This window comes from Streptomyces sp. NPDC017225, assembly GCF_044331465.1.
GTDB lineage: Bacteria > Actinomycetota > Actinomycetes > Streptomycetales > Streptomycetaceae > Streptomyces.
Map to the genome: position 1 here is coordinate 25,054 of NZ_JBIRNE010000029.1, position 21,875 is coordinate 46,928.

Genomic DNA, 21,875 nt, shown 5'->3' on the forward strand with positions numbered 1-21,875 from the left:
GTCGTTGCGCGGTCGCACGGTCGCGCGGCTGCGCCGTTCCGGCGTTTCGCCGGACCGCCGTTCCGGCTCTGCGCCGTTCCGCCGTGTTCCGCTGTGTTGCTGTTCTCGCTGTCGCCTCCGCGGTGTCGCCGTTTCGCGCGGCGAGGTCGTCATGGCCCCCGCCGCTTCTGTGTCCGGCTGCCCGGCCCGGGGCCGTCCCGTGCCGCCGGCACCGTGTCCCACGCCCCGTGGACCGACGGCGCGCGGGACAGCCCGACGCTGCCGATCCCGATCAGGACCACGCCGATCAGTTCGGGCAGCACCCGCACCCCGAGGGCGATCTGTTCGCCGAACAGGGCCCAGCCCAGGGCTACGCTGGTCAGCGCGTCGCCGAGGGTCAGCGCCGGCTGTGACGCCGCGAGGGTCCCCGCCCGCAGCGCGCTCTGCAGCAGCAGGAAGCTGACCACCCCCACCACCGCCGTGGCGTACGGCGGCCACTGGGTCAGGACGGCGCCCACGCCCTGGGGAAGCCGCCCGGTGACCTCCTTCAGCAGGCCCGCCGTACCGCCGAACGCCACCGCGGACGCCGATCCGAACAGCGCGGCGCGGGGGGCGCCCTGTACCAGGCTGCCCCCCGAGGCGAGGGCCGTCACCACGACGAACAGCGCGAGCCCCGCCCAGCCCCACCGGCCCGGGGACGCGGTGTCATGGCCGGCCGACGGCGCGGCGGCGCCCAGGAACAACGCGAGCCCCACGGCCAGGGCCACGAACGCCAGCCAGGTCCGCGGGTCGGGCCGCCGGTGGAAGACCACGCTGCCGACCATCAGGGTGAACAGCAGCTCACTGGCCATCAGCGGCTGGACGACGGCCAGGCTGCCCACCGCCAGCGCGGCCGCCTGCAGCACCGTCGTCAGCGCCAGCAGCGCCGCGCCGGCCACCCAGTACCGGTCGCGCACCAGCCGAAGCAGCGAGCGCACCACCGTGTGGACGGCGCCCGCCCGGTTCTCGTCCTGCGCCGCGGCCCGGCGCTGCAATACCGACGCCGCCGCGTTGGACAGCGCCGCGAACAGGGCCAGGACGACGGTGAGGACACTCACCGCCGCGCGCTCCCGCTCATCCGGAGCTCATCCGAACCGCGCCGCCAGCCGCCGGTACAGCCCCGGAGCCGCGCCCCGTACCCGGCACGGCAGTCGCAGCCAGCCGGGCACGTAGACCTCGTCACGGCTCCGCGCGACCGCCGTCCGCACCGCGTCCGCCACCCGCTCGGCGGGCACCGGACGCGGCCAGGAACGCAGATAGGGAGCACCGCGGCGTTCGAAGAACGGTGTGTCGACGACACCGGGAACCACATGCGTGACTCCGACGCCGGTGCCCCGCAACTCGTAGCGCAGGGCGTCCGCGAAGGCGCCGACCGCGGCCTTGGCGGCGGAGTACACGGCCTCGTCGCGCACCGCCACACTGCCCGCCAGCGAGCCGACGAGCACCACCCGCCCCGACCCCGCCTCCACCATGCCCGGCAGCACCAGCCGCACCAGCCGCAGCGTGGCCAGCACGTTGATGTCGAGCACCTCGTCGATGGTGTGCGGGGGCATGTCCAGGAACTCCCCGGCCCAGCCGACCCCGGCGCCGGCCACCAGCAGGTCCACCGGCCCGACCGTGGCCCGTGTGAAGTCGGCGAGCTGCCGGTCGGCGCCGGGGAGGCTGAGGTCCGCGGCGAAGGCGGTGGCCGACGCGTTCTCGGCGACCTCGCGCAGCCGGGACGGGTCACGTCCGCTGAGCACCAGCCGCCAGCCGCCCTCGTCGCTCAGCCGGCGGGCGACGGCCGCGCCGATGCCGGAGGACGCCCCCGTCACGAGGGCCGTGCGCGTCCGCGTGCCCCGGACGCCGGCGGGCTCTCGCCGAGGCCTGGCGTGGGCCGCGTCGGGCGCGACGACCCCCGGGCCGGGGGCGGGCCGTGGGCGGGAGAACGCATGGACCATGGGACCACCTTGGCTCGGGGCGGACGCCGGGAAGCGACCGACCAGGCGGTCGGGTCCGGCGTCCGGCCGGACGGGCGGTCACGGAGTATCCCTGGCAAGGCGTCCGAAACACCCGCTTGTGTGGTGGTTTGGAACATGCCGGGCGGGCAACCTGGAGCGCCGTGCATCCTCGCAGCTCATCAGCGCCCCGTCGCCCGGCTGCCCCGCGCGCCCCGTGCGAGGGCAGACGGCTGCTGGTGGTCAGCGCGAGCATGGGCGCGGGGCACGACACGGTCGCCGCCGAACTGGTCCGCCGGGCTCGGGAACGCGGTGACGACGCCCTCGTCGTCGACGTCCTCGCGCTGCTGCCGTACGGCGTGGGCCGTGCGCTGCGGCGCTTCTACCGCGGGTCGGTACGCCACTTCCCCTGGGCGTACGCCGCCCTCTACCGCCTGTTCCTGCGCCCGGGCGCAGGCCGCCGTCCCGGCGGCACGCCGCTGGCCCGGCTCGCCGGCGGCCGGCTGCGCGAGCTGGCCGAGCGCACGGGCGCGGACGTGGTCGTCCCCGTCTTCCACCTCGGCGCCCAGCTGACCGGCCATCTCCGCGCCCGGGGCCGGCTGTCCGTGCCCAGTGTCGTCCTCGTGATCGACTTCGCCGTCCACCGGCAGTGGCTCCACCCGGGCAACGACCACTGCCTGTGTCTCACGGAGGACGTGGCGCGCGAGGTGCGGGAGAGTACCGGCACGCCCGCGTGGACGTGCGGCCCGGTCGTGGCCCCGGAGTTCTTCGCCGACGCCCCCGGAGCGGCCGGGTGGCGAGGGCTGTTCGACCGTCTCGGTCCCGGACGGCCCGCCGTGGTGGTGTCCGCCGGCGCCTGGGGAGTGGGCACGCGCCTGGGCCCCACCGTCCGGCTCCTGACGGACCACGGCATCCTGCCGGTCGTGCTCTGCGGGGACAACGAACGGCTGCGCCGCGAACTGTCCGGCACACCGGGCGTGGTCGCGCTGGGCTGGGTGACGGACATGTCCGGCCTGCTGCACGCCGCCCGCGCCCTGGTCGACAACGCCGCCGGCCAGACCGCCGTACAGGCCCTCGCCGCCGGACTGCCGGTCGTGGGATACCGGCCGATACCCGGCCATGGCGCGGACGGCGTGCGGCGGATGGCCGCGCTGGGCGTGTCGGACGTCGCCGAGGACGAGACCGCGCTGCTCGGCACGCTGCGGCGGCTCACCGCCCCGGGGCCGGCCCGGGCCGGCCGGATCGCCGCCGGACACGCGTTGTTCAGGGACGACGCCATGACCCGGGTGGCGGCCCTCGCCGACGCGGAGCGAGCACGCCGGTGAGACCGCGCCCGTTTCCCCGGCCCGGGTGGAGGGCACCCGGTGCGGAGCGAGAACCGGCGGAAGGAGGCGACGCCGTGCGGCTCGACGAATTCCTGACCCTGGTCCGCGACCGCGGCGAGTACCACAGCAAGGAGGAGGCCGAGCAGGTCAGTACGGCCGTCCTGTGGGTGATCGCTTCCCGCATCGCCCCGGAGGAGGCGGCCGGTCTGGCCTCCGACCTGCCCGCGCCCCTGGACGACGCGCTGCGCCTGGAACGGGGGCGTCCCGAGTCCTTCGGCCGCGACGAGTTCCTGCGGCGTGTGGCGCAGCAGACCGGCGCCCGGCCGCGCACCGCCGAATGGGACGCGGGTGCCGTGCTCTCCACCCTCACCGAAGCGGTGCCCGGCGAACGCGTCCACGACCTTCTGGCCCACCTGCCGGCGGACTGCGCCGACCTCTTCGGCGGGCCGGCACCGTACTGAGAGCGGTCCGCGGGCACGCGTTGGAGAGGGAAGGAAGCGGGCACCCGGTCCCGGCGAAGAGCTGGTCCCCGGACAGGAGGCACTCATGACGGACGGCGAGCAGAGCCACGACGCGTGGCGCTCCGGCGAACGCTACGACGAAGGGGACGACACTCCCCTCGGCGGATACATGGCGCTCGCGACGACCTTCGCGGCGGGGGTCGGAGCCTTCGCCGCGATCGCGTGGCGCCGTGGGCTGCGACTTCCGGACACCGTGCCGGCCTGGGACGTGGCCCTGCTGGGGACCGCGACGTTCAAGGCGTCCCGACTGCTGACCAAGGACAAGGTCACCGGCTTCCTGCGAGCGCCGTTCACCCACCGCGAGCGTGAGAGCAACGCCAACGAGGTGATGGACGCGCCCCGCGGCAGCGGTCTGCGCCGTGCCGTCGGGGACCTGGTGTCCTGCCCGTTCTGCACCTCCACCTGGGTGGCCGGCGGGCTCGTCGGCAGCTACGCCGTCGCACCCCGGGCCGCCCGGCTGCTGTGCGCGGGCCTGAGCGCCGTAGTGCTGTCGGACTGGCTGCAGTACGCGTGGAGCGTGACGGAGCAGAAGGCCGAGGAGTGAGCCGGACGTCAGTCGCGCTCGGCGCCTTCGGCCCGCTGCGCGCGCTCGGCGTGCAGCTCCTTCACACGAGCCGCCTCCTTGCGCACGTCGGCCTGGACGGCCTGCTCCCGCTCCAGCCACTCGGGGCGCTCCTGCTTCAGCGCCTCGATCTGCTCCGTGGTGAGCGGCTCCGCGACCCCGCCCCGGTGCAGACCGGCGATGGAGACACCGAGCTTGGCCGCGACCACCGGCCGCGGGTGCGGACCGTCGCGCCGCAGGTCCCGCAGCCACGCGGGCGGGTCCGTCTGGAGCGCGTTCAGCTCGGCGCGCGTGACGACGCCCTCCCGGAACTCGGCGGGTGTGGCCTCGAGGTACACACCCAGCTTCTTCGCCGCGGTCGCGGGCTTCATGGTCTGGGTGTTCTGGTGCGACGTCATGGTGTCAAGGGTATCGAGCGTCTGCGCGACCGCTGACCACCCCGGGAGCGCGACTCCCGGCCACGTCCGGAAGCGCGACTCCCGGCCACGTCCGGGAGCACGATCGACGGCCACGTCCGGGAGCGCGATCGCCCGGTACGCCCGGTGACCGCGGCTCCGGGCCGTGCCTGGTGACCGGCGCCTCCGGCCACGCCCGGTAACCTGGCCGGGTGACAGGCTCGGAAGAATCCCCCTCGTTCCGGCTCGCGTACGTCCCGGGGGTGACGCCCGACAAATGGGTGCGCATCTGGAACGAGCGGCTGCCCGACGTCCCGCTGTCCCTGACCCAGGCCGCCCCCGCGGACGCGGGCCGCCTGCTGCTGGGCGGCGACGCCGACGCCGGGCTGGTGCGGCTGCCCGTCGACCGGAGCGCCCTCAGCGCGATCCCGCTCTACACCGAGACCACGGTCGTGGTGATCCCCAGGGACCACCTCGTCACCGCGGCCGACGAGGTGACCGTCGAGAACCTGGCCGACGAGATCGTGCTGCACCCCCTGGACGACGTCCTAGGCTGGGAGCGGCTGCCGGGCCGGCCCGCGCTCGAGCGTCCGGCCACCACCCTGGACGCCGTCGAGCTGGTGGCGGCCGGGATCGGCGTGCTCCTCGTGCCCCTCTCGCTGGCGCGGCTGCACCACCGCAAGGACCTCACGTACCGGACGGTCACGGACGCCCCCGAGTCGGGCGTGGCCCTGGCCTGGCCCGAGGACGCGCACACGGACCGGGTGGAGGACTTCATCGGCATCGTCCGGGGCCGCACCGTCAACAGCACCCGGGGCCGACAGCCCGCCCCCGCCCCGGCGAAGGGCGAGCGCGCCGAATCGGCCGCGCGGGGCAGGCCGGGGGCCGGGAAACAGACCGGCGGCCCGCGGCGCGGCACCGGTGGCACCGGCAGGAGCGGCGCCAAGGGCGGAACCAGGAACGTGGCCAAGGGCGGCAGCAGGGGCAACGCCAAGGGCGGCGGCGGCAAGGGCGGCGGCGGGCGAGGCAAGCCCCGCCGCGGTTGACGCGGGCTCCGCCCCCTCGTGTCGGTCAGCGGACCGTGGGACTGGGCGTCGGCGCCGAGGTGTTGACCTCCAGCCCGGGCGGCGCGGTGAGCGAGAGCACCGGCTCACCCGGCTGCGGAGCCGGCGGCGTGAGCTGCGCCTCGGGCAGGTCCGGCGGGGCCGACTGCTGGAAGTTGACCTGGTCGAAGTTGACCAGGCCGGTCTTCTCCAGCACGGTGATGTGGTCCAGAACGGTGTCGTTGGCCTGGTCGGCCAGCTGCCGCACCAGGGAGTTCTTGGTGTTGGCGCGGACCTTGGCGATCACCGGGAAGATCTGGCCGTGCGTGATGCGCATGATGTTGACCGCGGTGGTGTCGAACTGCTTGCCGGTCGTCCCGTCCACGGTCGACACGAACCGCTGCTGCTGGGGAGAGGCCAGGTTGGGCAGGGTGACGCCCAGCTCGGGCGCGATCCTGCGGCAGGTCGCGTCCAGCCGGGCGTGCCCGACGACCAGGTGCTCGCCGGCCTCCTTCATCTCCGGTGTCGAGCCCCGCTCCATGGCCATCAGCCCCAGAGGGTGTTCCCACAGCCCGGCGGCACGGACCTTCACGACGAAGTCCCGGTCCGCCTCGGTGAGCGGCCCGAACACCGTGTTGGTGATGACACGGTCCTGGGTACTGACCGTGTTCCGCACTCCGAGCATGGCCGGGTAGGCGAGCGCGGTGAGGGTGAGTACCAGGGCACCGGCCACGAAGGCGGTCCCTGCCGTGGTGCGCGTGATGCGCATCGTGCCTCCTGGGGCGAGGACAGGCTCGGACACCAGGGGGTACGGATACGAACGGCGAACCGATCACCGCCGCGGGCAAAAACCGCCGCGGGCCAAAACCCCCGCGGATGAAAGCCACCGCGGGCAAACCTCCGCGGGCGGGAGACCTCCTCCCGTCAGTCCGCGTACGACGCCTTCCGCGCGGTTCCCACCACCCGTTCGCCCTCGCCGCCCCCGAGCAGCCCGGCCTCCACCCACGCGTCCACCGTGGAGCGCACGTGCGCCACCAGCGCGCCCTTGTCGCGGAACGGGGCCGCCGCCCAGATCTCGTCGAGCAGGGTGGTGCCGTCGTCCTTCGCGGGGTTGGCGACGCCCGAGTCGGTGCCGCCGAGGACCACCCGGCGTTCCGAGCGGCGGAAGTAGGCGTGCGTCGGGTCCTCGGTCCCCTCGGCGAACGGCGCCCACTCGCTGCCGTCCAGTCTGTAGTGGAGCGGCTTGCCCGGTACGGGCGTGAGCGTGGGCAGCAGGTCGCCGGAGAGACCCGCGTCGCGGTACAGCCCGATCTCCAGGAGGCCGGTGGACGGATCGCGGCCGACCAGGTTGACCGGACCGTAGAAGAGGGCTTGCAACGTCGGGTCGTCGGGTGCCTTCTCCACCCGCAGCCGAAAGGGCACCCGGATTCGCACGGTGTCGCCCCGGCGCCAGGTCCGGGACACGGTGAAGTAGCTGCCCGGCGTCACGGTCCCCGGCACGGCGCGCCCGTTGACGGTGACGCGGAACCCCGCCGTGGCCCACGACGGAACCCGCAGCCGCAGCGCGAAGGAGGCACCGCCGCCGCCGATGGTGAGGGTGCTCCCCTGCTCCCGGGGATAGTCCGTGGTCTGGGTGACGGTGACGCCCCGCTCGGCCCAGGTCAGGGTGGAGCGGCTGTAGAGGTTCACGTACAGGGCGCTGCCGTCGGCGGCGGCGAAGTACACCGAGTCCTGGTACTTGGTGGCGCTCTCCAGGCCGGTGCCCTCGCAGCAGGTCGTGCCCTGCTTGGGCGTGTAGTCGCGCACATGACCGGGCGTCAGCCCGATGAAGTAGGTGACGAGCGGCTTCTCCGTGTCCGGCCGGTCCTGCTTGGAGCCGAGCACCTGGTTGTACAGGGCCCGCTCGTAGTAGTCCATGTACGCCGGGTCCTGGTCGTGGAAGAACAGCGTCCGGCTCAGCTTGAGCAGGTTGTACGCGCAGCAGCTCTCGGCCGTGGTGGCACTGATCGTGCCCGCGACCACGTCCCGCGCCTTCCAGAACTCACCGGTGCTGGTGCCGCCGATGGCGTACATGCGGTGGGGCACGACCATGCCCCAGAAGTTCCTCGCCGCGGAGAGGTAGCGCTCCTCGCCCGTCTCGTCGTACAGCCGCACCAGGCCGGTGAAGACCGGTATGTGCTGGTTGGCGTGCAGGCCGTCGAGGACGTCGGTGTTCCCGGCGCAGGCGTCGATCAGCCGGTCGAGGTCGAACAGCCGGGCCAGCGCGAGGTGGTCCGCCTCGCCGGTGAGCGCGTGCAGGTCGCAGATCGCCTCGACGATGCCGCCGAACTCCCCGCTGGAGAAGAGGCCCCACATCCGCTGCAGCGTGGCCGCGGGCAGGGCGGACAGCCGCGCGTACATCCAGTCGCACATGCCGGACGCGAGGTTCAGCGCCCGGTCGTCGCCGGTGGCGAGGTGGGCGTCGAGCAGACCTCTGAGGATCTTGTGTGCCGTGTAGTACGGCGCCCAGACCTTGGTGTAGTCGCTGCCGGTCATCGACTCCAGCTCGATGAACTGCGTCTCCGGGTACGCCGCGAGGAACCCGGGGTGGCTGGGCCCGCCCCAGGTGCGGCGCAGCGTGGCCGTCAGGCCCCGGCCGGAGGCGTCCGCGAAGGTCGTCCCCCCGTCCGTCGCGTCGAAGGCGTACGAGGCCAGATCGCCCCGGCCGGCCGGTGTCCCGGCGGCGCGATGGTCGCGCAGGGCGCCGATCTCGGCGGCGCTCAGGGCGCGTGACCAGACGTCGAACTCCTCGAAGGCGCCCGCGAAGACGGGGTCGGCGGGGTAGTGCGAGCGGCCGAGCCAGTGGTGGGCGAGGGGGCCGAGGACCGCCGGGGTCAGGGTCATGGCCGTGTTCCGCGCCACCTCGGTGCCGTCGACGTAGAGAGTGCCGGTGCCGTCCGCGAGGGTCACGGCCAGGTGGCTCCACTCGCCCAGGGGCAGCGCGGCCGTGCCGTCGAGGCCCTGCTCGCCCCCGGCGCCGCTGTCGGTGATGGCGAAGCGCGGCACGCCGTCGGCGTTGCGGGCGGCGAGGTAGAGGTAGCGGTTCGTGTCGTCGCCGAAGTCGAGGACGCGGGCCCAGTCGCCGTCGTGGGTGGGCTTCACCCGGGCGGCCAGAGTGATCACCGGGGTGTCGCCGAGGACGCCCGCGGGGAGGTCGACGTACTGGTGTGAGCCGCGCACGTTCTCGGCGGCGGCGCCGAAGCGGCCTCGCGTACTCAGCACGGCCGGGTCGTTGCGCAGGGCCTCGCGCACCTCGGTCAGCGCGCCGACCATGGTGCCGATCCGCTCGGCGAAGACCCGTTCCCGGGTGCCGCGCCAGGCCTGGGAGAGCATGGTCAGGAAGTGGCCGGTGTAGTGACCGCGGAGGTTGCCGTTGGCCTCGCCGTCCAGTCCCTCCCAGCCGCCGGGGGCGACGGCACCGAGGGTGGAGAGACCGGCGTTGGCGCGGAAGACCTGGAGCAGCCGGTTCACGTCGTAGCCGCGGGCGTGGTCCAGCATCAGCCGTCGTCTGTCGGCGAAGACGCCCCGGCCGAGCGTCACGTCCTCCAGCCCGAACGGCCTGACGGACCAGGCGGCCGGTGCCGCGGGGCCCGCGAGCGCGGAGGGGGCCTGTGGCGCGGCGCCGGGCCCGCCGCTCGCCGCGTACGAGACCGCGGGCGTTCCCGCGGCGACCGCCGCGGCCAGCAGGAGGGTCCGCCGGGAGAGGGGCGCTGCCATGTGCTCCTCGTTTCATCCGAAATACCGAACGTTGTTCGGAAGGTCGCCCAGAAGATAGGCAGGAGGCAGGGGAGCGTCAACGCTACCGACGAGTACGGTCGGCGGCGCGTCAGACGGTCCGGACCGCTCGCACGAGCCAGTCGTACGCCGCCCGCGCGGTGAACTCCTCCTGGCCGCCGCGCACCAGCAGGCCGGCGGTGGCGAACTCGGGCGCGTCGGCCTGGGCCGCGACGTACGGGATCGCGATGCAGCGCATCCCGGCCGCGTGCGCGGCGGCCGCCCCCGGGGCGGCGTCCTCCAGGACCACGCAGCGGGCCGGGTCCGCGCCGAGCCGGTGCGCCGCCTCCAGGAAGACGTCGGGTGCGGGCTTGCCCTGCGCGACCTCGTCGGCCGAGACGACCGTGCGCAGCCACGCGTCCAGGCCGGTACGGGACAGGATCGTCTCGATGGCCTCGGGCGACGAACCCGACGCCACCGCCAGCGGCACGCCCTCGGCCGCCAGCAGTTCGACGAACGCGCGCATCTCCGGGTACGCGCGGGCAGAGGTGCGGGCCAGCTCCAGGTAGTGGCGGTTCTTGACGGCGAGCAGTTCCTCCACGGGGGCCCGCAGGCCGTACCGCCGCTTCCAGTCGGCGACCGTCTCCTGGGTGCTGATGCCCACGTATTCCTCGTGGTCCGCCCAGGTGAAGTCCGGTACGCCGTACTCGGCGAGAGTCCGACGGCCCGCCTCGTAGTAGTTCGGCTCGCTGTCCACGAGCGTTCCGTCGAGATCGAAGATGACCGAGATGCCGCCGAGAGTGCTCATGAGGTCCAGGATGCCAAGGAGTCGGGGGTCACTTCCGAGCCGTGCGCCCGATCGACTCCACCAGGGGCAGCAGCCGGTGCGGCACTCGCTCGCGCAGCGCCACCTCGCTCCGTGTGCGGACCACCCCGGGCAGACTGATCAGCTTCTGGACCACGTCCTCCAGGTGCGCGTTGTCGCGTGCCACGACCCGGGTCAGCAGGTCGCCGCCGCCCGTGATCGAGAAGGCCTCCACGATCTCCGGGACGGCCGCCAGCGCATCGCCCACCTCGTCCAGGTGGCCCTGGGTGACCTCGATGTGCACGAAGGCCAGTACCGGGTGGCCCAGCGCGGCGGGGGAGAGGGAAGGCGCGGTGCCGGTGATCACGCCGTCCCGCTCCAGGCGGTCGAGCCGGGCCTGGAGCGTGCCGCGGGCGATCCCGAGGAGGCGCGCGTACTCCCGCACGCTGGTGCGCGGCCGCTCCAGCAGCAGCCGCAGGATGCGGGTGTCGAGTTCGTCGACGGCCATGACGTCCGGGTCCCCTCGTCGGCCATTGGCTCTTCGGTGGCCGTGGAAGTGCCGCCAGAACCATACCAATGGCCCACTCCGGCGCGGGCCTGTTGAGCCACTGGTGGAAGAGATGCTCCTATGGAGGGGTCGATGGCGCTGCGGATCCCGCGGCGCCTTTTTCATGCCAGTGACTTCGGGCCCGTGGGCGCCCGTGTACGAGGGGGCGGTAATCAGTGCTGAAGAAGGTGTTCGTGAGCCCGGACCCGGGACGCTCCCGGCTGCGGTTCGCCGCGCGGGCCGTCCTCGGCATCGGGCTGGCCGTCGTGGTCTGCGGCCTGGCCGGTACCTCTCTGGTGGGCGCCGTCATCGGCGGGCTCGCCGCGCTGCTCGCGCTGTTCACCGTCACCGACGCCACCGTGCGCGGGCAGGCGGTCACCACCGTGCTGCTGCCGGTCGCGGGACTGCCCGTGCTCACCGCCGCGGCCGCCCTGCACGACCACCCCGTGGCCCGGGACCTCACCTTCCTGGCCGTCGTCGGCGCGGGCGTGTACGCCCGGCGCTGGGGCCCGCGCGGACACAGCCTCGGCGTGTTCGCCTTCATGACCTTCTTCATCGCCCAGTTCCTGCACGCGACCATGGACCGGCTGCCCGAGATGTACGCCGCCGTCCTGCTGTCCGTGGCCGCCGCCGCGGCGGTGCGCTTCGGTCTGTGGTGCTACGAGCGCCGCCTGCCCCCGCCCGCCGTCCTCGCGCCGCCCGCCGGCACCGGACTCGCCCGCATCACCACCCGCCAGGCCGTCCAGGCCACCGCGGGCGCCGGCTTCGCCCTGGTCGTGGGCCAACTGGTCTCCGACGAGCGCTGGTACTGGGCCGTCGGCGCCACCTGGTGGGTGTTCGTCAACACCACCTCGCGCGGCGACACCCTGGTCCGCGGCTTCCGCCGGGTCCTCGGCACCGTCGTCGGTATCGGCCTCGGCTTCCTGATCGCCGTCCCGCTCGCCGGATCCGCGGTGCCCACGGCCGTGATCGCCGCCGTCTGCGTCTTCGGCATCTTCTACACCGCCGCGGTCTCCTACACCTGGATGATGCTCTGCGTGACGGTGCTCGCCGAGCTGCTCTACGGCCTCCTGGACTTCCTCAGCCCCGGCCTGCTCGCCCTGCGGCTCGCCGAGACCGGCGTCGGAGCGCTCGGCGCCGCGCTCGCCGTGCTCTTCGTGCTGCCCGTCACCACGCACGCCGTCACCGACGCCTGGATCCAGCGCGCCCTGCGCTGCGTCCACGCCTGCACGGCCGAGGCCGCCGCCCGCCTCGCCGGCGACCGGGGCGCCGACCCCGCGCCGCGCGTGGCCGAACTGGAGCAGCTGCTCGGCCGGGTACGGCTGTCGGTCGCCCCGCTCGTCCACCCGCTGAACCCGATGCACGGCCGCAAACGGCGCGCCCGCCGCGTACTCGCCCTGCTCGACGACTGCGCCCGGGAGATCCGCGGCCTGGTCGCCGTCGCAGCCGACCCGGAGGCCTCGCACGACGCCCGGCTGGCCGCCGCCTGCTGGCGTGTCGAAACCGCGGTCGGGGCACTCACCGGCGGCAGGCCCCTGCCCGCCCGCGACGACGGCCCGCGCGCCGCCGAACCCGCGTTGGCCCACCTCCACGGCCTGGAACGCGCCCTGGCCGAACTCGCCGCCCCCCTGCGGAGCCCCTCCGGCTCACCGCTCGTCGGCGCCTGACCCGTCCGGCCCCGCGTCCCCCATTTGGTCTAGACCGCGCGTGATCGACTGCTACCGTCACCCCGGGGCGGACGATCAGTCGGCACTCGACGAGGCGCGGGACGGCGCAGGACCACCCGGGACGGCGCGGAACGGCGCAGGACGAGAGGGAGCAGCGGTGGCAGACGGCGGCAGGCGGCAGCGGCGGGCGTTCATCGGGTCGTTCACGGCGGCCGGCGGCCCCGGCATCGTGACGGCGGCCGTCGCGCCCGACAGCGGCGCGCTCACGGTCCTCAGCGGCACGGACCGCCTGCCCGACCCCTCCTACCTGGCCCTGACCCCCGGCGGGGACACGCTCTACGCCGTCAGTGAGACGGCCGAGGGCGCGGTGGCCGCCTTCCGCGTGAGCGGGGACAAACCCGAGCCCGCCGGGCGGCCGGTGTCCGTGGCGGGCGACGGGCCGACCCATCTCAGCCTGTACGCCGGGCACGTCCTGACCGCCAACTACGGCTCCGGCAGTGTCACCGCCGTGCCCGTCCGCCCCGACGGCACCCTCGCCCGGTCCGCCTCCGGCGTCCTGCGGCACACCGGCTCCGGCCCGCACGCCCAGCGCCAGCAGGGGCCGCACGCCCACCAGGTGCGGCCCGACCCGAGCGGGCGGTGGGCGGTCAGCGTGGACCTCGGCACCGACTCGGTGCGGATCTGCACCCTGAGGGACGGCGCCCCGGCCGTGCACCGGGAGGTCGCGCTGCGCCCCGGCTCGGGCCCGCGGCACCTGGCCTTCCACCCGGACGGCCTGCGCGCCTACGTGGTCAACGAACTGGCGCCCACCGTCACCGTCTGCCGCTGGCACGCCGCCGACGGCGTGCTGCAGCCCCTCAGCGAGGTTCCGGTGCTGCCCGGGGCCCCGGCCGGCGACGCCTTCCCCTCCGGCATCGTGGTCTCGCCCGACGGCCGTTTCGTGTGGACCGCGACCCGCGGCGAGGACGTCCTGTCCGTGTTCGTCGTGGAGCCGGACGGGCTGCGGCTGTCCGGGACCGTGCCGTGCGGCGGGCACTGGCCGCGGGAGATCGCCGAGTCGGACGGCTTCCTGTACGCGGCCAACGAACGGTCCGGAGACGTCACCTGGTTCGCGCTCGACCCGGAGACCGGCGTGCCCCGGCGCACCGGCTCACTCGCGCTGCCGGCGGCGTCCTGCGTGGTCTTCGGCTGACCGGGACGGCGGCCCGGCCCGCCGCCCACGGGTTGAGGCTCCTCGGCCGTGGGCGTGCCGGGCGGTCGTCCGCCGTCCCCCGGTGGCCGCGAACGCGCCGTACGGCATGACGAAGGGCCCGCTCCGGTATGTGAGCGGGCCCTTTCGGTCGTGCTCGGGGGCGCGGGGCGCCCCTGTGTCAGCGAACCGGCGTGCCCTGCGGCTGCTGCTGGGGCGAGATGCCGAGCGCGGTCGTGTACTTGGCCAGCGCCAGCTTGCCGATCGCCGGGTACGGGCCGAGCGGCTCGGCGGTGGAGCAGCCCACCTCCTTGGCCGCCTCCTCCAGCAGGGAGGCCTCGATCTCCGGGCCGATCAGGTACGGCGCGAGCGCCAGCTGCTGCGAGCCCGAGGAACGCAGCTGCTCGGCCACGGAGGCGATCGACCCCTCGTCGTCCAGGGCCGCCGCCATCACCGGCACCGCGAGGCGCGCGGCGAGCAGCATGCCGGTGATCCCGGCAGCCTGGACGGCCTCGTCACCGCCCACGGAGGCCAGGATGATGCCGTCCGCGGCGGTCGCCACGGTGAACAGGCGGGCGCGGTCGGCGCGGGCCAGGCCGGCCTCGGAGAGCCGCACGTGCAGCGCCTCGGCCAGCAGCGGGTGCGGACCGAGGACGTCGGTCAGCTCGGCCGCGATCCGGCTGTCCATGACGGCCTGCCGGACCCGGCGCAGCAGCGCGCCGTCCGGGCCGGCCAGCAGCGGTACGACGACGGCGACGGGGCCCTCGGGCTCCTTCACGTCCAGGCCGGCGGCGCGCGCCTGCTCGTAGCGGGCGGTGCGCTCCTCGGCGGCACGCACGAGGACGGTCGACAGAGAGAGGAACTCCCCGTCGTCCCCGTCGAGGTGACCGATCCGGGCGTCGAGGCCGGGCAGCTCGGAGCGGGCGATGCTGATGACCTCGTCGGCGAGGCCACGGGTGGCGCTGCTGGGCGTCCCCGGCACCGCGAGGACGAGCGCCGGCGCGCCCTCGGGAGCCACCAGGGGTTCGGGACGGCGGTGCCGTCCTGGCTGGCGGGGGCGCGGCATTCGTACTGGCAGGCCGGCGGGCCCAGTGGGGGAGCTCATGGCGCCGCATGTTACTGGTTTCCGGGGTTTCCCTGTTCGGGGAGGGTGCAGGTGAGCGGTATCCGTCCGGTTTTGTCTGATGAGTGATGTACGGATCGGCTGACATCGGCATGATTCACCTCGCCGCGGACCGGTTATCGGCCGTCCGGCACCGTCGTCACCCACAGCATCCTGTCATCACTCGGAAGGGTGAGTGAGCCGGTCGCCAGGTCGTTGGCGATCCGCACCGAACCGTGCAGGGGATCACCCTCGGCGGCCGTCCGCCGCGCGTGCGGCAGCCGCTTCGCCAGCTCCTCCTCCAGCGGTACGACGAGGGGGTCGCCCATCTTCAGCAGACCGCCGGTGACCGCGACGCGGGGCTCGCCGTCCGGCGGGCAGACCGCGGCGGCCGAGTCGGCCATGTGCCGGGCGGCGGCCCGCAGGACGTCCGCGGCGACGGGGTCGTCGGCCGCGCAGGCGGCCACCTCCGGCGCGAAGGAGGCGAGGACCGCGGGACGGTCCGTACGCGGATACAGCTGACCGGGCAGGTCCGCCACCGGGCCGAACCGCTCCTCGGCGCGGGCGAGCAGCGGGACGGAGCCGCCCCGGCGTCCGTCGTGGGCGCGCAGCGCCGCCTCCAGGCCGGCCCGCCCGATCCAGGCGCCGCCGCCGCAGTCGCCCAGCAGGTGACCCCAGCCGTCCGCCCGGTGCCAGCGGGTCAGGTCGGTGCCGGTCGCGATCAGGCCGGTGCCCGCGGCGACCACGGCTCCGGGCCGGGTGCCGAGGGCGCCGACGTAGGCGGTGACGGCGTCGGCGACCAGGGCGACCGTCCGCGCACCCAGCTCCCGGGCCAGCGCGTCCGGCAGCTCGGCCCGCAGGGCGTCACCCAGGGTGGCCAGTCCGGCGGCCCCGACGACGACGGTGCCGAGCCGGATCACACCGGTCTCGGCGGTCAACGCCCTGGCGATGGGCAGCAGCTGTGCCAGCAGATGCCCGGGATCGATGCCGCGCGCACCGGTGCGGACCGGTTCCCGCGTCGCGCGCCGCCCGAGCCCGTCCGGACCGCGTCCGTCGCCGCCGGCCGTACCGACGACGACGCGCAGTCCCGAACCGCCGGAGTCGACGGCCAGGAAGCCGCCGCTCACGGCAGGCGCCGGTCGGCACGGCCCCGCGGAACGGGGAGCGGCCCCACCGCCTGCGCGGGAGTTCCAAGGGCCGACGCTCGGCGTCGAGAGGCGGGCGGGATGTGCCGGCCACGGCGGAGTGGTGCGACCACTGGATGCAACAGGCTCCCCGCCTTCCCGGCGACCGGCCGCGCGATCGGTCGGACCGGCTCGATGACCTCGACGTGAGGAAGAGTAGCGCTGAGGGCGGCGTCCGCGCGCGAGGGGCTTCAGGGGGCTGTGCGGGGACCGGTCGTGTGCCAGTAGAGTGACGCGCCGTGGCACCACGACCCTTGCACGAACTTGTCGAAGCAGGCTGGGCGAAGGCTCTGGAACCTGCGGCCGGACGTATCGCCGTGATGGGAGACTTCCTGCGGGCGGAGATAGCGGCCGGCCGGACGTATCTGCCGTCCGGGGCGAACGTCCTGCGGGCCTTCCAGCAGCCGTTCGACGACGTCCGTGTCCTGATCGTCGGTCAGGACCCCTATCCCACGCCGGGGATGGCGATCGGACTGAGCTTCGCGGTGGCGCCCGAGGTGCGCTCCCTGCCGGGCAGTCTGGAGAACATCTTCCGGGAACTGCATACGGACCTGGGGCTGTCCCGGCCGTCCAACGGGGACCTGACACCGTGGACGGATCAGGGTGTGCTGCTGCTCAACAGGGCGTTGACGACCGCGCCGCGCAAGCCGGCCGCGCACCGGGGCAAGGGCTGGGAAGAGGTCACCGAGCAGGCGATCCGAGCGCTGGTCGCCCGTGGCAAGCCGCTGGTGTCCATTCTGTGGGGGCGTGACGCGCGTAATCTGCGGCCGCTGCTCGGGGACCTCCCGGCGGTCGAGTCCGCCCACCCGTCGCCGATGTCGGCGGACCGTGGCTTCTTCGGCTCCCGTCCCTTCAGCAAGGCCAATGACCTGCTGGTGCGGCAGGGTGCGCAGCCGGTGGACTGGCGACTGCCGTAGGCCCGCTGTCTTCCCGTGGCGTGCCGGTGGCGCCGACGGCGGCACGGCCGCCACCGGCGTCCTCCCCGGCCGACCGGGGACGACAGACCGACGGCAGACCGGCACGGTGCTGTCCGGTGCGCTACTTGCTCACGGCGAAGCGCATCAGGGCGTGCTCGTCGCCCTGCTTGACCTTCCCCGTCTCGTTGATCACCTCCAGCTTCCAGGTGCCGCCCACCCGGACGGCCTTGGCCACGGCGCAGCCGTTGTCCTGGCTGAGCAGGCTGGGCCAGATGTCGGCGACCTGCTGCGTGCTGCCCCCGGTCGCGTCGTAGACCTTGAAGCTGATGTTGCGGGCCTTCTGGAAGGAGCTGCCCTTCTTGTAGGCGGCCGCGACGAACACGATCGACGTGATGGCGGCCGGGAGCTGGGCGAACTCGACGGTCACCGTCTCGTCGTCCCCGTCACCGTGTCCGGTCTGGTTGTCGCCGCTGTGGAGCAGTGAGCCGTTGCCCATGGGGTCGAGGGAGTCGAGGCCGGCGAGGCGTACCGGGTCCCCGCCCTGCATGGCGACGGCGATCAGGTCGAGGTCGGTGCCGGTCTTGCGGCGCAGTTTGCCGAGCACACCGCCGCTGCTGCCGGCGGTGGGGTCCCAGGAGACTCCGATGGACAGGTGGGTCACTCCGTCCAGGTCCGCCGGTCCGTCTTCCTTGGTGAGCGTGATCATGTGCGGGTCTTTCTCTGTCGACAAAACTACATCAGGCAGAGTGTGCCTGGCGGCTCGGAAGTCCCACCCGCCGGGTCCCCGCCCGGCGTGCGCGCGCCGACCGGCGGGGGACCGCCGCGGACCAGGCGGGTGGCTTCCTCACTCAGCCCTCGCCGTCACTCAGCCCTCGTCCTCCTCGTCGCCCTCGAAGAAGTCCCCGACCTCGTCGACGACCTCCGCGGCGACCATGCCGCCGACGACGCCGACCGCCAGTCCGGCCGCGCCCGCCGCGACGACCGTGCCCATGCCGGGACCGGAACGGTGACGGTCCTCGTGAGCGTGGTCGGGCCCGTGGAACCCGCCGTGTCCGTGGTCGGCGTGCGGGGCGGCGTGGCCGTACGCGGCCTGGTGACCGTACGCCGTCCGGTGCTCGACGAGCTGCCGCACCCAGCCGTCCACTTCGGCCGTCCAGTCGCGCACGTCGTGGTGTCCGACGGCGAACCGGGTGACCGCGTCGTGGCCGGGGGAGAAGAGGCCGCCCCGCTTGTCGGCCTCCAGCACCACTTCGAGCCCGCCCGAGCCGGCCAGGAAGGTCAGCTCGATCTCGTTGACCTGGTGGGCGTACCGGGGGGCGGGAGTGAGCTCGATCTCCTGGTAGAAGGGCAGCTGCTGTCCGGTGCCGCCGATGTGCCCGTACTCGAGATCGGCGGAGCGGAAGCCGAAGCCGAGCTGTCCGAGCGCCTCCAGGATCGCCTCCTGGGCGGGCAGGGCCGAGACGCCGAGCTGGTCGAGGTCGCCCCTGTCCTTGGCGCCGGCGACCGCCAGCTCGGTGCGTACACCGAGCACGATGCCCAGCGGCTGCCCGTACAGCTCGGTGACGGGCGTCTCCCACGGCAGCATGACGCTGAAGGGCACGCTGCGTGGTTCTTCCGCGGCGAGCCGGAATCCGCCGCCGACGGTGAAGCGGTCGAAGACGACGACGCCCTCGCTCTCGCCGTCCTCGTGCTCCGCCTCGACCCGGGCGACGAGCTCGAGTGTGATGTGGTCGATGTCGAAGTCCGCCTGGCCGCCCTTGAGAAGCACCTGCCCGGTGAGTGTGCCGCCGGGCGGTACGGGGGCCGGGTCGAGAACCGTGTCGACCGTGGGGGCGCCCACGCCGAGCGAGCCGAGAAGTCGCTTGAACACCATGGTGGCGTCCACTCCTTTTGCGTGCGTGATGTTCCGTGAGGGGCTACTTGGCCGCTTCGAGAGCGGCGAGTGCCTGTGCCCAGCGGGCGTACTTCAGTTCGGCCAGGTCCGCGACGGTCCTGACCCCGAACGCCTCCTGGAGCAGCTCGCCGTCGCGGTCGGAGACACCCTTCAGTGCCGCCACCGGCGCGGCGAGTATCTCCGGCAGGCTCTTGTCGGCCCACGCCTTGTCCAGCACCGTGTCCAGATCGATCGAAGCCATGTGTCTCTCCAAAGGGGTACGGCCCGGACGGGGGCCGGGCCTGTTTCTACAAGCGAGTAGAAGCATAGAGTTGCGTCGGCGGGCAGGGAGCGCGCTCGGGGCAGGCCCGCCGGGAAAGGCCGAAATACGCTCCTGAGCTGGCCAGAGGAGACTGACGGCATGGACTCCTTCTTCGGCGTCCCGCTGACGGGGATTGGGCGATGTGCCCGTGCCGGTCCGGCGTGGGCGGCGATCGGGAACCTGTTTTCGGCCACAATCGTTTTCGTACCGACACGTCCAGACGAGGAGTCATCGCTTGTCCGCCAGATCGACGGACCCTTCGGGGCACGTCCCCCGGCCATCCCGCCCGGTACTTCCTGAGCACGGCTTTCGGCGGGGTGGTGCCGGATGAGCGCCGTGGAAGCCTGGCTGGGTGTGCTGGCGGTGTTCGTGCTGACCGCGGGCACCGGCTACTTCGTCGCCCAGGAGTTCGCGTACGTCTCCGCGGACCGGCTCGCCCTCGCGCGTGAGGCCGACGCCGGGGACCGGAAGGCCGCCCGTGCCCTGACGGTGCTGGAGCGGTTGTCGTTCATGCTCTCGGGCGCTCAGCTCGGCATCACCGTGACGGGTCTGGTCGTCGGTTTCATCGCCGAGCCGTCCGTCTCCGCGCTGCTGAGACCGGTCCTGTCCGGAATCGGGATCCCCGACGGCGCCGTCACCGGTATCTCCGTCGTGCTCGCCTTCGTCCTGGCCACCATCGTGCAGATGGTGCTGGGCGAGCTGGCCCCGAAGAACCTCGCCATCGCCGTCCCGGAACGGCTGGCGAAGTCACTGGCCGGCTCCACGCTGGCCTACCTGAAGGTCGTCGGCCCGGTGGTCCGGATCTTCGACGGCGCGGCGAACAGGCTGCTGCGCAAGGTCGGCATCGAGCCGGTCGAGGAACTGCACCACGGCGCCACGCTGGAGGAGCTGGGCCACCTGATCGGCGAGTCCCACGAGCAGGGACAGCTGCCGCGCGGCACCGCCGAGCTGATCGACCACGCGCTGGAGTTCTCCGAGCGGACGCTGCACCAGGTGATGGTGCCGCGCGTCGACGCGGTCTTCGTCCGCAAGGAGGCCACCGCGGCCGAGGCCATCGACCTCATCGGCAAGCACGGCCACTCCAACTACCCCGTGCTCGGCGACCATCCGGACGACGTCGCGGGCGTGCTGGGCGTACGGGAGCTGATGGGGCTGCCCGCCGGCCGGCTCACCTCCACCCCGGCCGGTGCGGTGGCCCGGGGGCCGCTGCTGCTGCCGGACACCCTGCCGCTGCCGGACGCCGTGGAGCGGATGCGGGAGCGGGACGACGAGTTCGCCGTGGTCCTCGACGAGCACGGCGGCGTGGCGGGCGTCGTCACCTACGAGGACGTCGCCGAGGAGCTCGTGGGCGACATCGCCGACGAGTCCGACACCGTCACCGAGGTCGCGGTCGCGGACGGCGACGGCTGGCTGGTGGACGCCGGGCGCCGCCTGGACGAGGTGGCCGAGGTCACCGGCGTCGAGCTGCCCGAGGACGAGGACTACGACACCGTGGCGGGCCTGATCGTCGACCGGCTCGGCCGCTTCCCGGCCATCGGCGACCACCTCACGGTGACACTGCCCGACGGCGGGGACGCGTCGATCGACGTACGCACCCTAGACCGGCACGTACCGGAACGGGTCCGGATCGAGCGGCTGCCCGAGAAGACCGAGGAGCAGGCATGAGTTTCCCGATGGCGCTCTTCGTCACCGTCCTGCTGCTCGTGGGCAGCGGCTTCTTCGTCGCGGCCGAGTTCGCGCTGGTCGCCGCCAAACGGCACCGCATGGAGAAGGCCGTGGCCGACGGACAGCGCGGCGCCAAGGCGGCCCTGGCCGGTATGCGCGAGCTCTCACTGATGCTGGCCGGCGCCCAGCTCGGCATCACCGTGTGCACCCTGGGCCTGGGCTCCGTGTCCAAGCCCGCGATCTCCCACGAACTGGACCCCCTGCTGCACAAGCTGGGGCTGCCCACCGCCCTCAGCTACGGCGTGGCCTTCGCCGTGGCGATGATCGTGGTCGTGTTCCTGCACATGGTGCTCGGTGAGATGGCACCCAAGTCCTGGGCCATCGCCCACCCCGAGCGCTCCGCGATGCTCCTCTCCGCGCCCTTCCGGGCGATCGTGAAGGCCGTACGCCCGCTCATCTGGGTCCTCAACCGGATCAGCAACGCCCTGGTCCGGCTGTGCCGCGTCGCCCCGCGCGACGAGCTGGCCTCCGTCCACAACCGGGAGCAGCTCACCCACCTCGTGGAGGAGTCCGAGCGGCTCGGCCTGATCAGCGAGACCGACTCCGACCTGCTCACCCGCTCACTGACCGAGCCGGAGACCCCGGTGCGCGACCTGCGGATCCCCGCAGCCGACATCACCGCGGTCGACGCCGACGCCCACGCGGAACAGATCCTCGCCCTGGCCGCCGGTACCGACCGCACCCGGCTCCTGGTCCGTACGGGCGGGGAGGTGCTCGGCTCTGTGCACGCCCGCGATGTCCTGGTCGCCCGCGCCCAGGGCCGGCCCACCACGGCGCGCGCCCTGGCGCGCCCCGTGCCGGAACTGGCCGAGGAGACCACGGTGGCCGAGGCGATCGAGCTGCTGCGCCGACGCCGGGCCTCCCTCGCGGTGGTCCGCGACGAGACCGGCGCTCTCACCGGCATGGTGAGCCTGGACGACCTGCTGGCCCGCTACCTCCAGCCCCAGGGGGTCTGAGCGCCCGTCTCGCACCGAGCGCCCCGGGTCGGAG

General features: G+C 73.6%; 21 protein-coding genes. 9 read left to right on the top strand and 12 right to left on the bottom strand.

The window, feature by feature from the left end:
* Positions 1–149: 149 nt before the first annotated feature.
* Together ACH4NX_RS35370 and ACH4NX_RS35375 are read right to left on the bottom strand one after the other, a co-directional pair.
* Positions 150–1,076 (bottom strand): DMT family transporter, encoded by a 927-nt coding sequence (locus ACH4NX_RS35370; protein WP_351393122.1) that lies wholly within the window; start codon positions 1,074–1,076, stop codon positions 150–152.
* Between the two features lie 27 nt (positions 1,077–1,103).
* On the bottom strand, positions 1,104–1,958 hold the full coding sequence (locus ACH4NX_RS35375; protein WP_351393125.1) for an SDR family NAD(P)-dependent oxidoreductase: 855 nt from the start codon (positions 1,956–1,958) through the stop codon (positions 1,104–1,106).
* Positions 1,959–2,209: 251 nt separating this feature from the next.
* Here ACH4NX_RS35375 and ACH4NX_RS35380 point away from each other — a divergent pair, with 251 nt between their 5' ends.
* The 3 genes from ACH4NX_RS35380 (at position 2,210) to ACH4NX_RS35390 (ending at position 4,345) form a co-directional block, all read left to right on the top strand.
* Positions 2,210–3,280: a galactosyldiacylglycerol synthase gene (locus ACH4NX_RS35380; protein ID WP_398130101.1), complete on the top strand. Its 1,071-nt coding sequence runs from the start codon at positions 2,210–2,212 to the stop codon at positions 3,278–3,280.
* Positions 3,281–3,354: 74 nt separating this feature from the next.
* Positions 3,355–3,741: a DUF2267 domain-containing protein gene (locus ACH4NX_RS35385; RefSeq protein WP_351393128.1), complete on the top strand. Its 387-nt coding sequence runs from the start codon at positions 3,355–3,357 to the stop codon at positions 3,739–3,741.
* Between the two features lie 85 nt (positions 3,742–3,826).
* On the top strand, positions 3,827–4,345 hold the full coding sequence (locus ACH4NX_RS35390) for a DUF1360 domain-containing protein (RefSeq protein WP_351393131.1): 519 nt from the start codon (positions 3,827–3,829) through the stop codon (positions 4,343–4,345).
* Between the two features lie 8 nt (positions 4,346–4,353).
* Here ACH4NX_RS35390 and ACH4NX_RS35395 read toward each other — a convergent pair whose 3' ends face one another.
* Complete coding sequence (locus ACH4NX_RS35395) at positions 4,354–4,761, bottom strand: DUF5997 family protein (protein ID WP_351393134.1); 408 nt, start codon at positions 4,759–4,761, stop codon at positions 4,354–4,356.
* 209 nt (positions 4,762–4,970) lie between these two features.
* On the opposite strand from ACH4NX_RS35395, the gene ACH4NX_RS35400 reads away from it, so the two are divergent.
* On the top strand, positions 4,971–5,804 hold the full coding sequence (locus ACH4NX_RS35400) for a LysR family substrate-binding domain-containing protein (protein WP_398130079.1): 834 nt from the start codon (positions 4,971–4,973) through the stop codon (positions 5,802–5,804).
* Positions 5,805–5,829: 25 nt separating this feature from the next.
* Here the strand turns inward: ACH4NX_RS35400 and ACH4NX_RS35405 are convergent, their stop codons facing one another.
* The 4 genes from ACH4NX_RS35405 to ACH4NX_RS35420 all read right to left on the bottom strand — a co-directional run bounded on the left by ACH4NX_RS35405 (position 5,830) and on the right by ACH4NX_RS35420 (position 10,867).
* Positions 5,830–6,570, bottom strand: coding sequence for a DUF4142 domain-containing protein (locus tag ACH4NX_RS35405; protein ID WP_351393140.1), 741 nt, complete (start codon positions 6,568–6,570; stop codon positions 5,830–5,832).
* A 155-nt stretch (positions 6,571–6,725) separates the two neighbouring features.
* Entirely contained in the window at positions 6,726–9,557 is a 2,832-nt protein-coding gene (locus ACH4NX_RS35410; protein ID WP_398130080.1) for a beta-L-arabinofuranosidase domain-containing protein, read from the bottom strand.
* Positions 9,558–9,666: 109 nt separating this feature from the next.
* Positions 9,667–10,362: an HAD family phosphatase gene (locus ACH4NX_RS35415; protein ID WP_351393144.1), complete on the bottom strand. Its 696-nt coding sequence runs from the start codon at positions 10,360–10,362 to the stop codon at positions 9,667–9,669.
* A 28-nt stretch (positions 10,363–10,390) separates the two neighbouring features.
* A complete protein-coding gene (locus ACH4NX_RS35420; protein ID WP_351393147.1) occupies positions 10,391–10,867 on the bottom strand; it encodes an Lrp/AsnC family transcriptional regulator in 477 nt (158 codons plus the stop codon).
* A gap of 215 nt (positions 10,868–11,082) precedes the next feature.
* Between ACH4NX_RS35420 and ACH4NX_RS35425 the strand changes: the two genes are divergently transcribed.
* Positions 11,083–12,573 carry an FUSC family protein gene (locus tag ACH4NX_RS35425; RefSeq protein WP_351393150.1) on the top strand — a complete coding sequence of 497 codons (1,491 nt, stop codon included), beginning with the start codon at positions 11,083–11,085 and terminating at the stop codon, positions 12,571–12,573.
* Positions 12,574–12,730: 157 nt separating this feature from the next.
* Entirely contained in the window at positions 12,731–13,765 is a 1,035-nt protein-coding gene (locus ACH4NX_RS35430) for a lactonase family protein (protein WP_398130081.1), read from the top strand.
* 178 nt (positions 13,766–13,943) lie between these two features.
* On the opposite strand, the gene ACH4NX_RS35435 is transcribed toward ACH4NX_RS35430, so the two are convergent.
* Positions 13,944–14,867 carry a hypothetical protein gene (locus ACH4NX_RS35435; protein WP_351393157.1) on the bottom strand — a complete coding sequence of 308 codons (924 nt, stop codon included), beginning with the start codon at positions 14,865–14,867 and terminating at the stop codon, positions 13,944–13,946.
* A gap of 134 nt (positions 14,868–15,001) precedes the next feature.
* Positions 15,002–15,991 (bottom strand): BadF/BadG/BcrA/BcrD ATPase family protein, encoded by a 990-nt coding sequence (locus tag ACH4NX_RS35440; RefSeq protein ID WP_351393160.1) that lies wholly within the window; start codon positions 15,989–15,991, stop codon positions 15,002–15,004.
* Positions 15,992–16,287: 296 nt separating this feature from the next.
* On the opposite strand from ACH4NX_RS35440, the gene ACH4NX_RS35445 reads away from it, so the two are divergent.
* On the top strand, positions 16,288–16,965 hold the full coding sequence (locus ACH4NX_RS35445) for a uracil-DNA glycosylase (RefSeq protein ID WP_351393163.1): 678 nt from the start codon (positions 16,288–16,290) through the stop codon (positions 16,963–16,965).
* Between the two features lie 121 nt (positions 16,966–17,086).
* Here the strand turns inward: ACH4NX_RS35445 and ACH4NX_RS35450 are convergent, their stop codons facing one another.
* The 3 genes from ACH4NX_RS35450 to ACH4NX_RS35460 all read right to left on the bottom strand — a co-directional run bounded on the left by ACH4NX_RS35450 (position 17,087) and on the right by ACH4NX_RS35460 (position 19,100).
* Entirely contained in the window at positions 17,087–17,671 is a 585-nt protein-coding gene (locus ACH4NX_RS35450) for a TerD family protein (RefSeq protein WP_351393166.1), read from the bottom strand.
* Positions 17,672–17,830: 159 nt separating this feature from the next.
* Positions 17,831–18,838 (bottom strand): sporulation protein, encoded by a 1,008-nt coding sequence (locus ACH4NX_RS35455; protein ID WP_398130082.1) that lies wholly within the window; start codon positions 18,836–18,838, stop codon positions 17,831–17,833.
* A gap of 43 nt (positions 18,839–18,881) precedes the next feature.
* The gene (locus ACH4NX_RS35460; RefSeq protein ID WP_351393171.1) at positions 18,882–19,100 is read right to left on the bottom strand and encodes a hypothetical protein; all 219 of its coding nucleotides are present in this window, start codon (positions 19,098–19,100) and stop codon (positions 18,882–18,884) included.
* 387 nt (positions 19,101–19,487) lie between these two features.
* On the opposite strand from ACH4NX_RS35460, the gene ACH4NX_RS35465 reads away from it, so the two are divergent.
* The gene (locus ACH4NX_RS35465; RefSeq protein WP_351393173.1) at positions 19,488–20,825 is read left to right on the top strand and encodes a hemolysin family protein; all 1,338 of its coding nucleotides are present in this window, start codon (positions 19,488–19,490) and stop codon (positions 20,823–20,825) included.
* Positions 20,822–21,841 carry a hemolysin family protein gene (locus tag ACH4NX_RS35470; protein WP_351393176.1) on the top strand — a complete coding sequence of 340 codons (1,020 nt, stop codon included), beginning with the start codon at positions 20,822–20,824 and terminating at the stop codon, positions 21,839–21,841. Before ACH4NX_RS35465 ends, ACH4NX_RS35470 begins: the two co-directional genes overlap by 4 nt.
* The last annotated feature ends 34 nt before the right edge of the window (positions 21,842–21,875 follow it).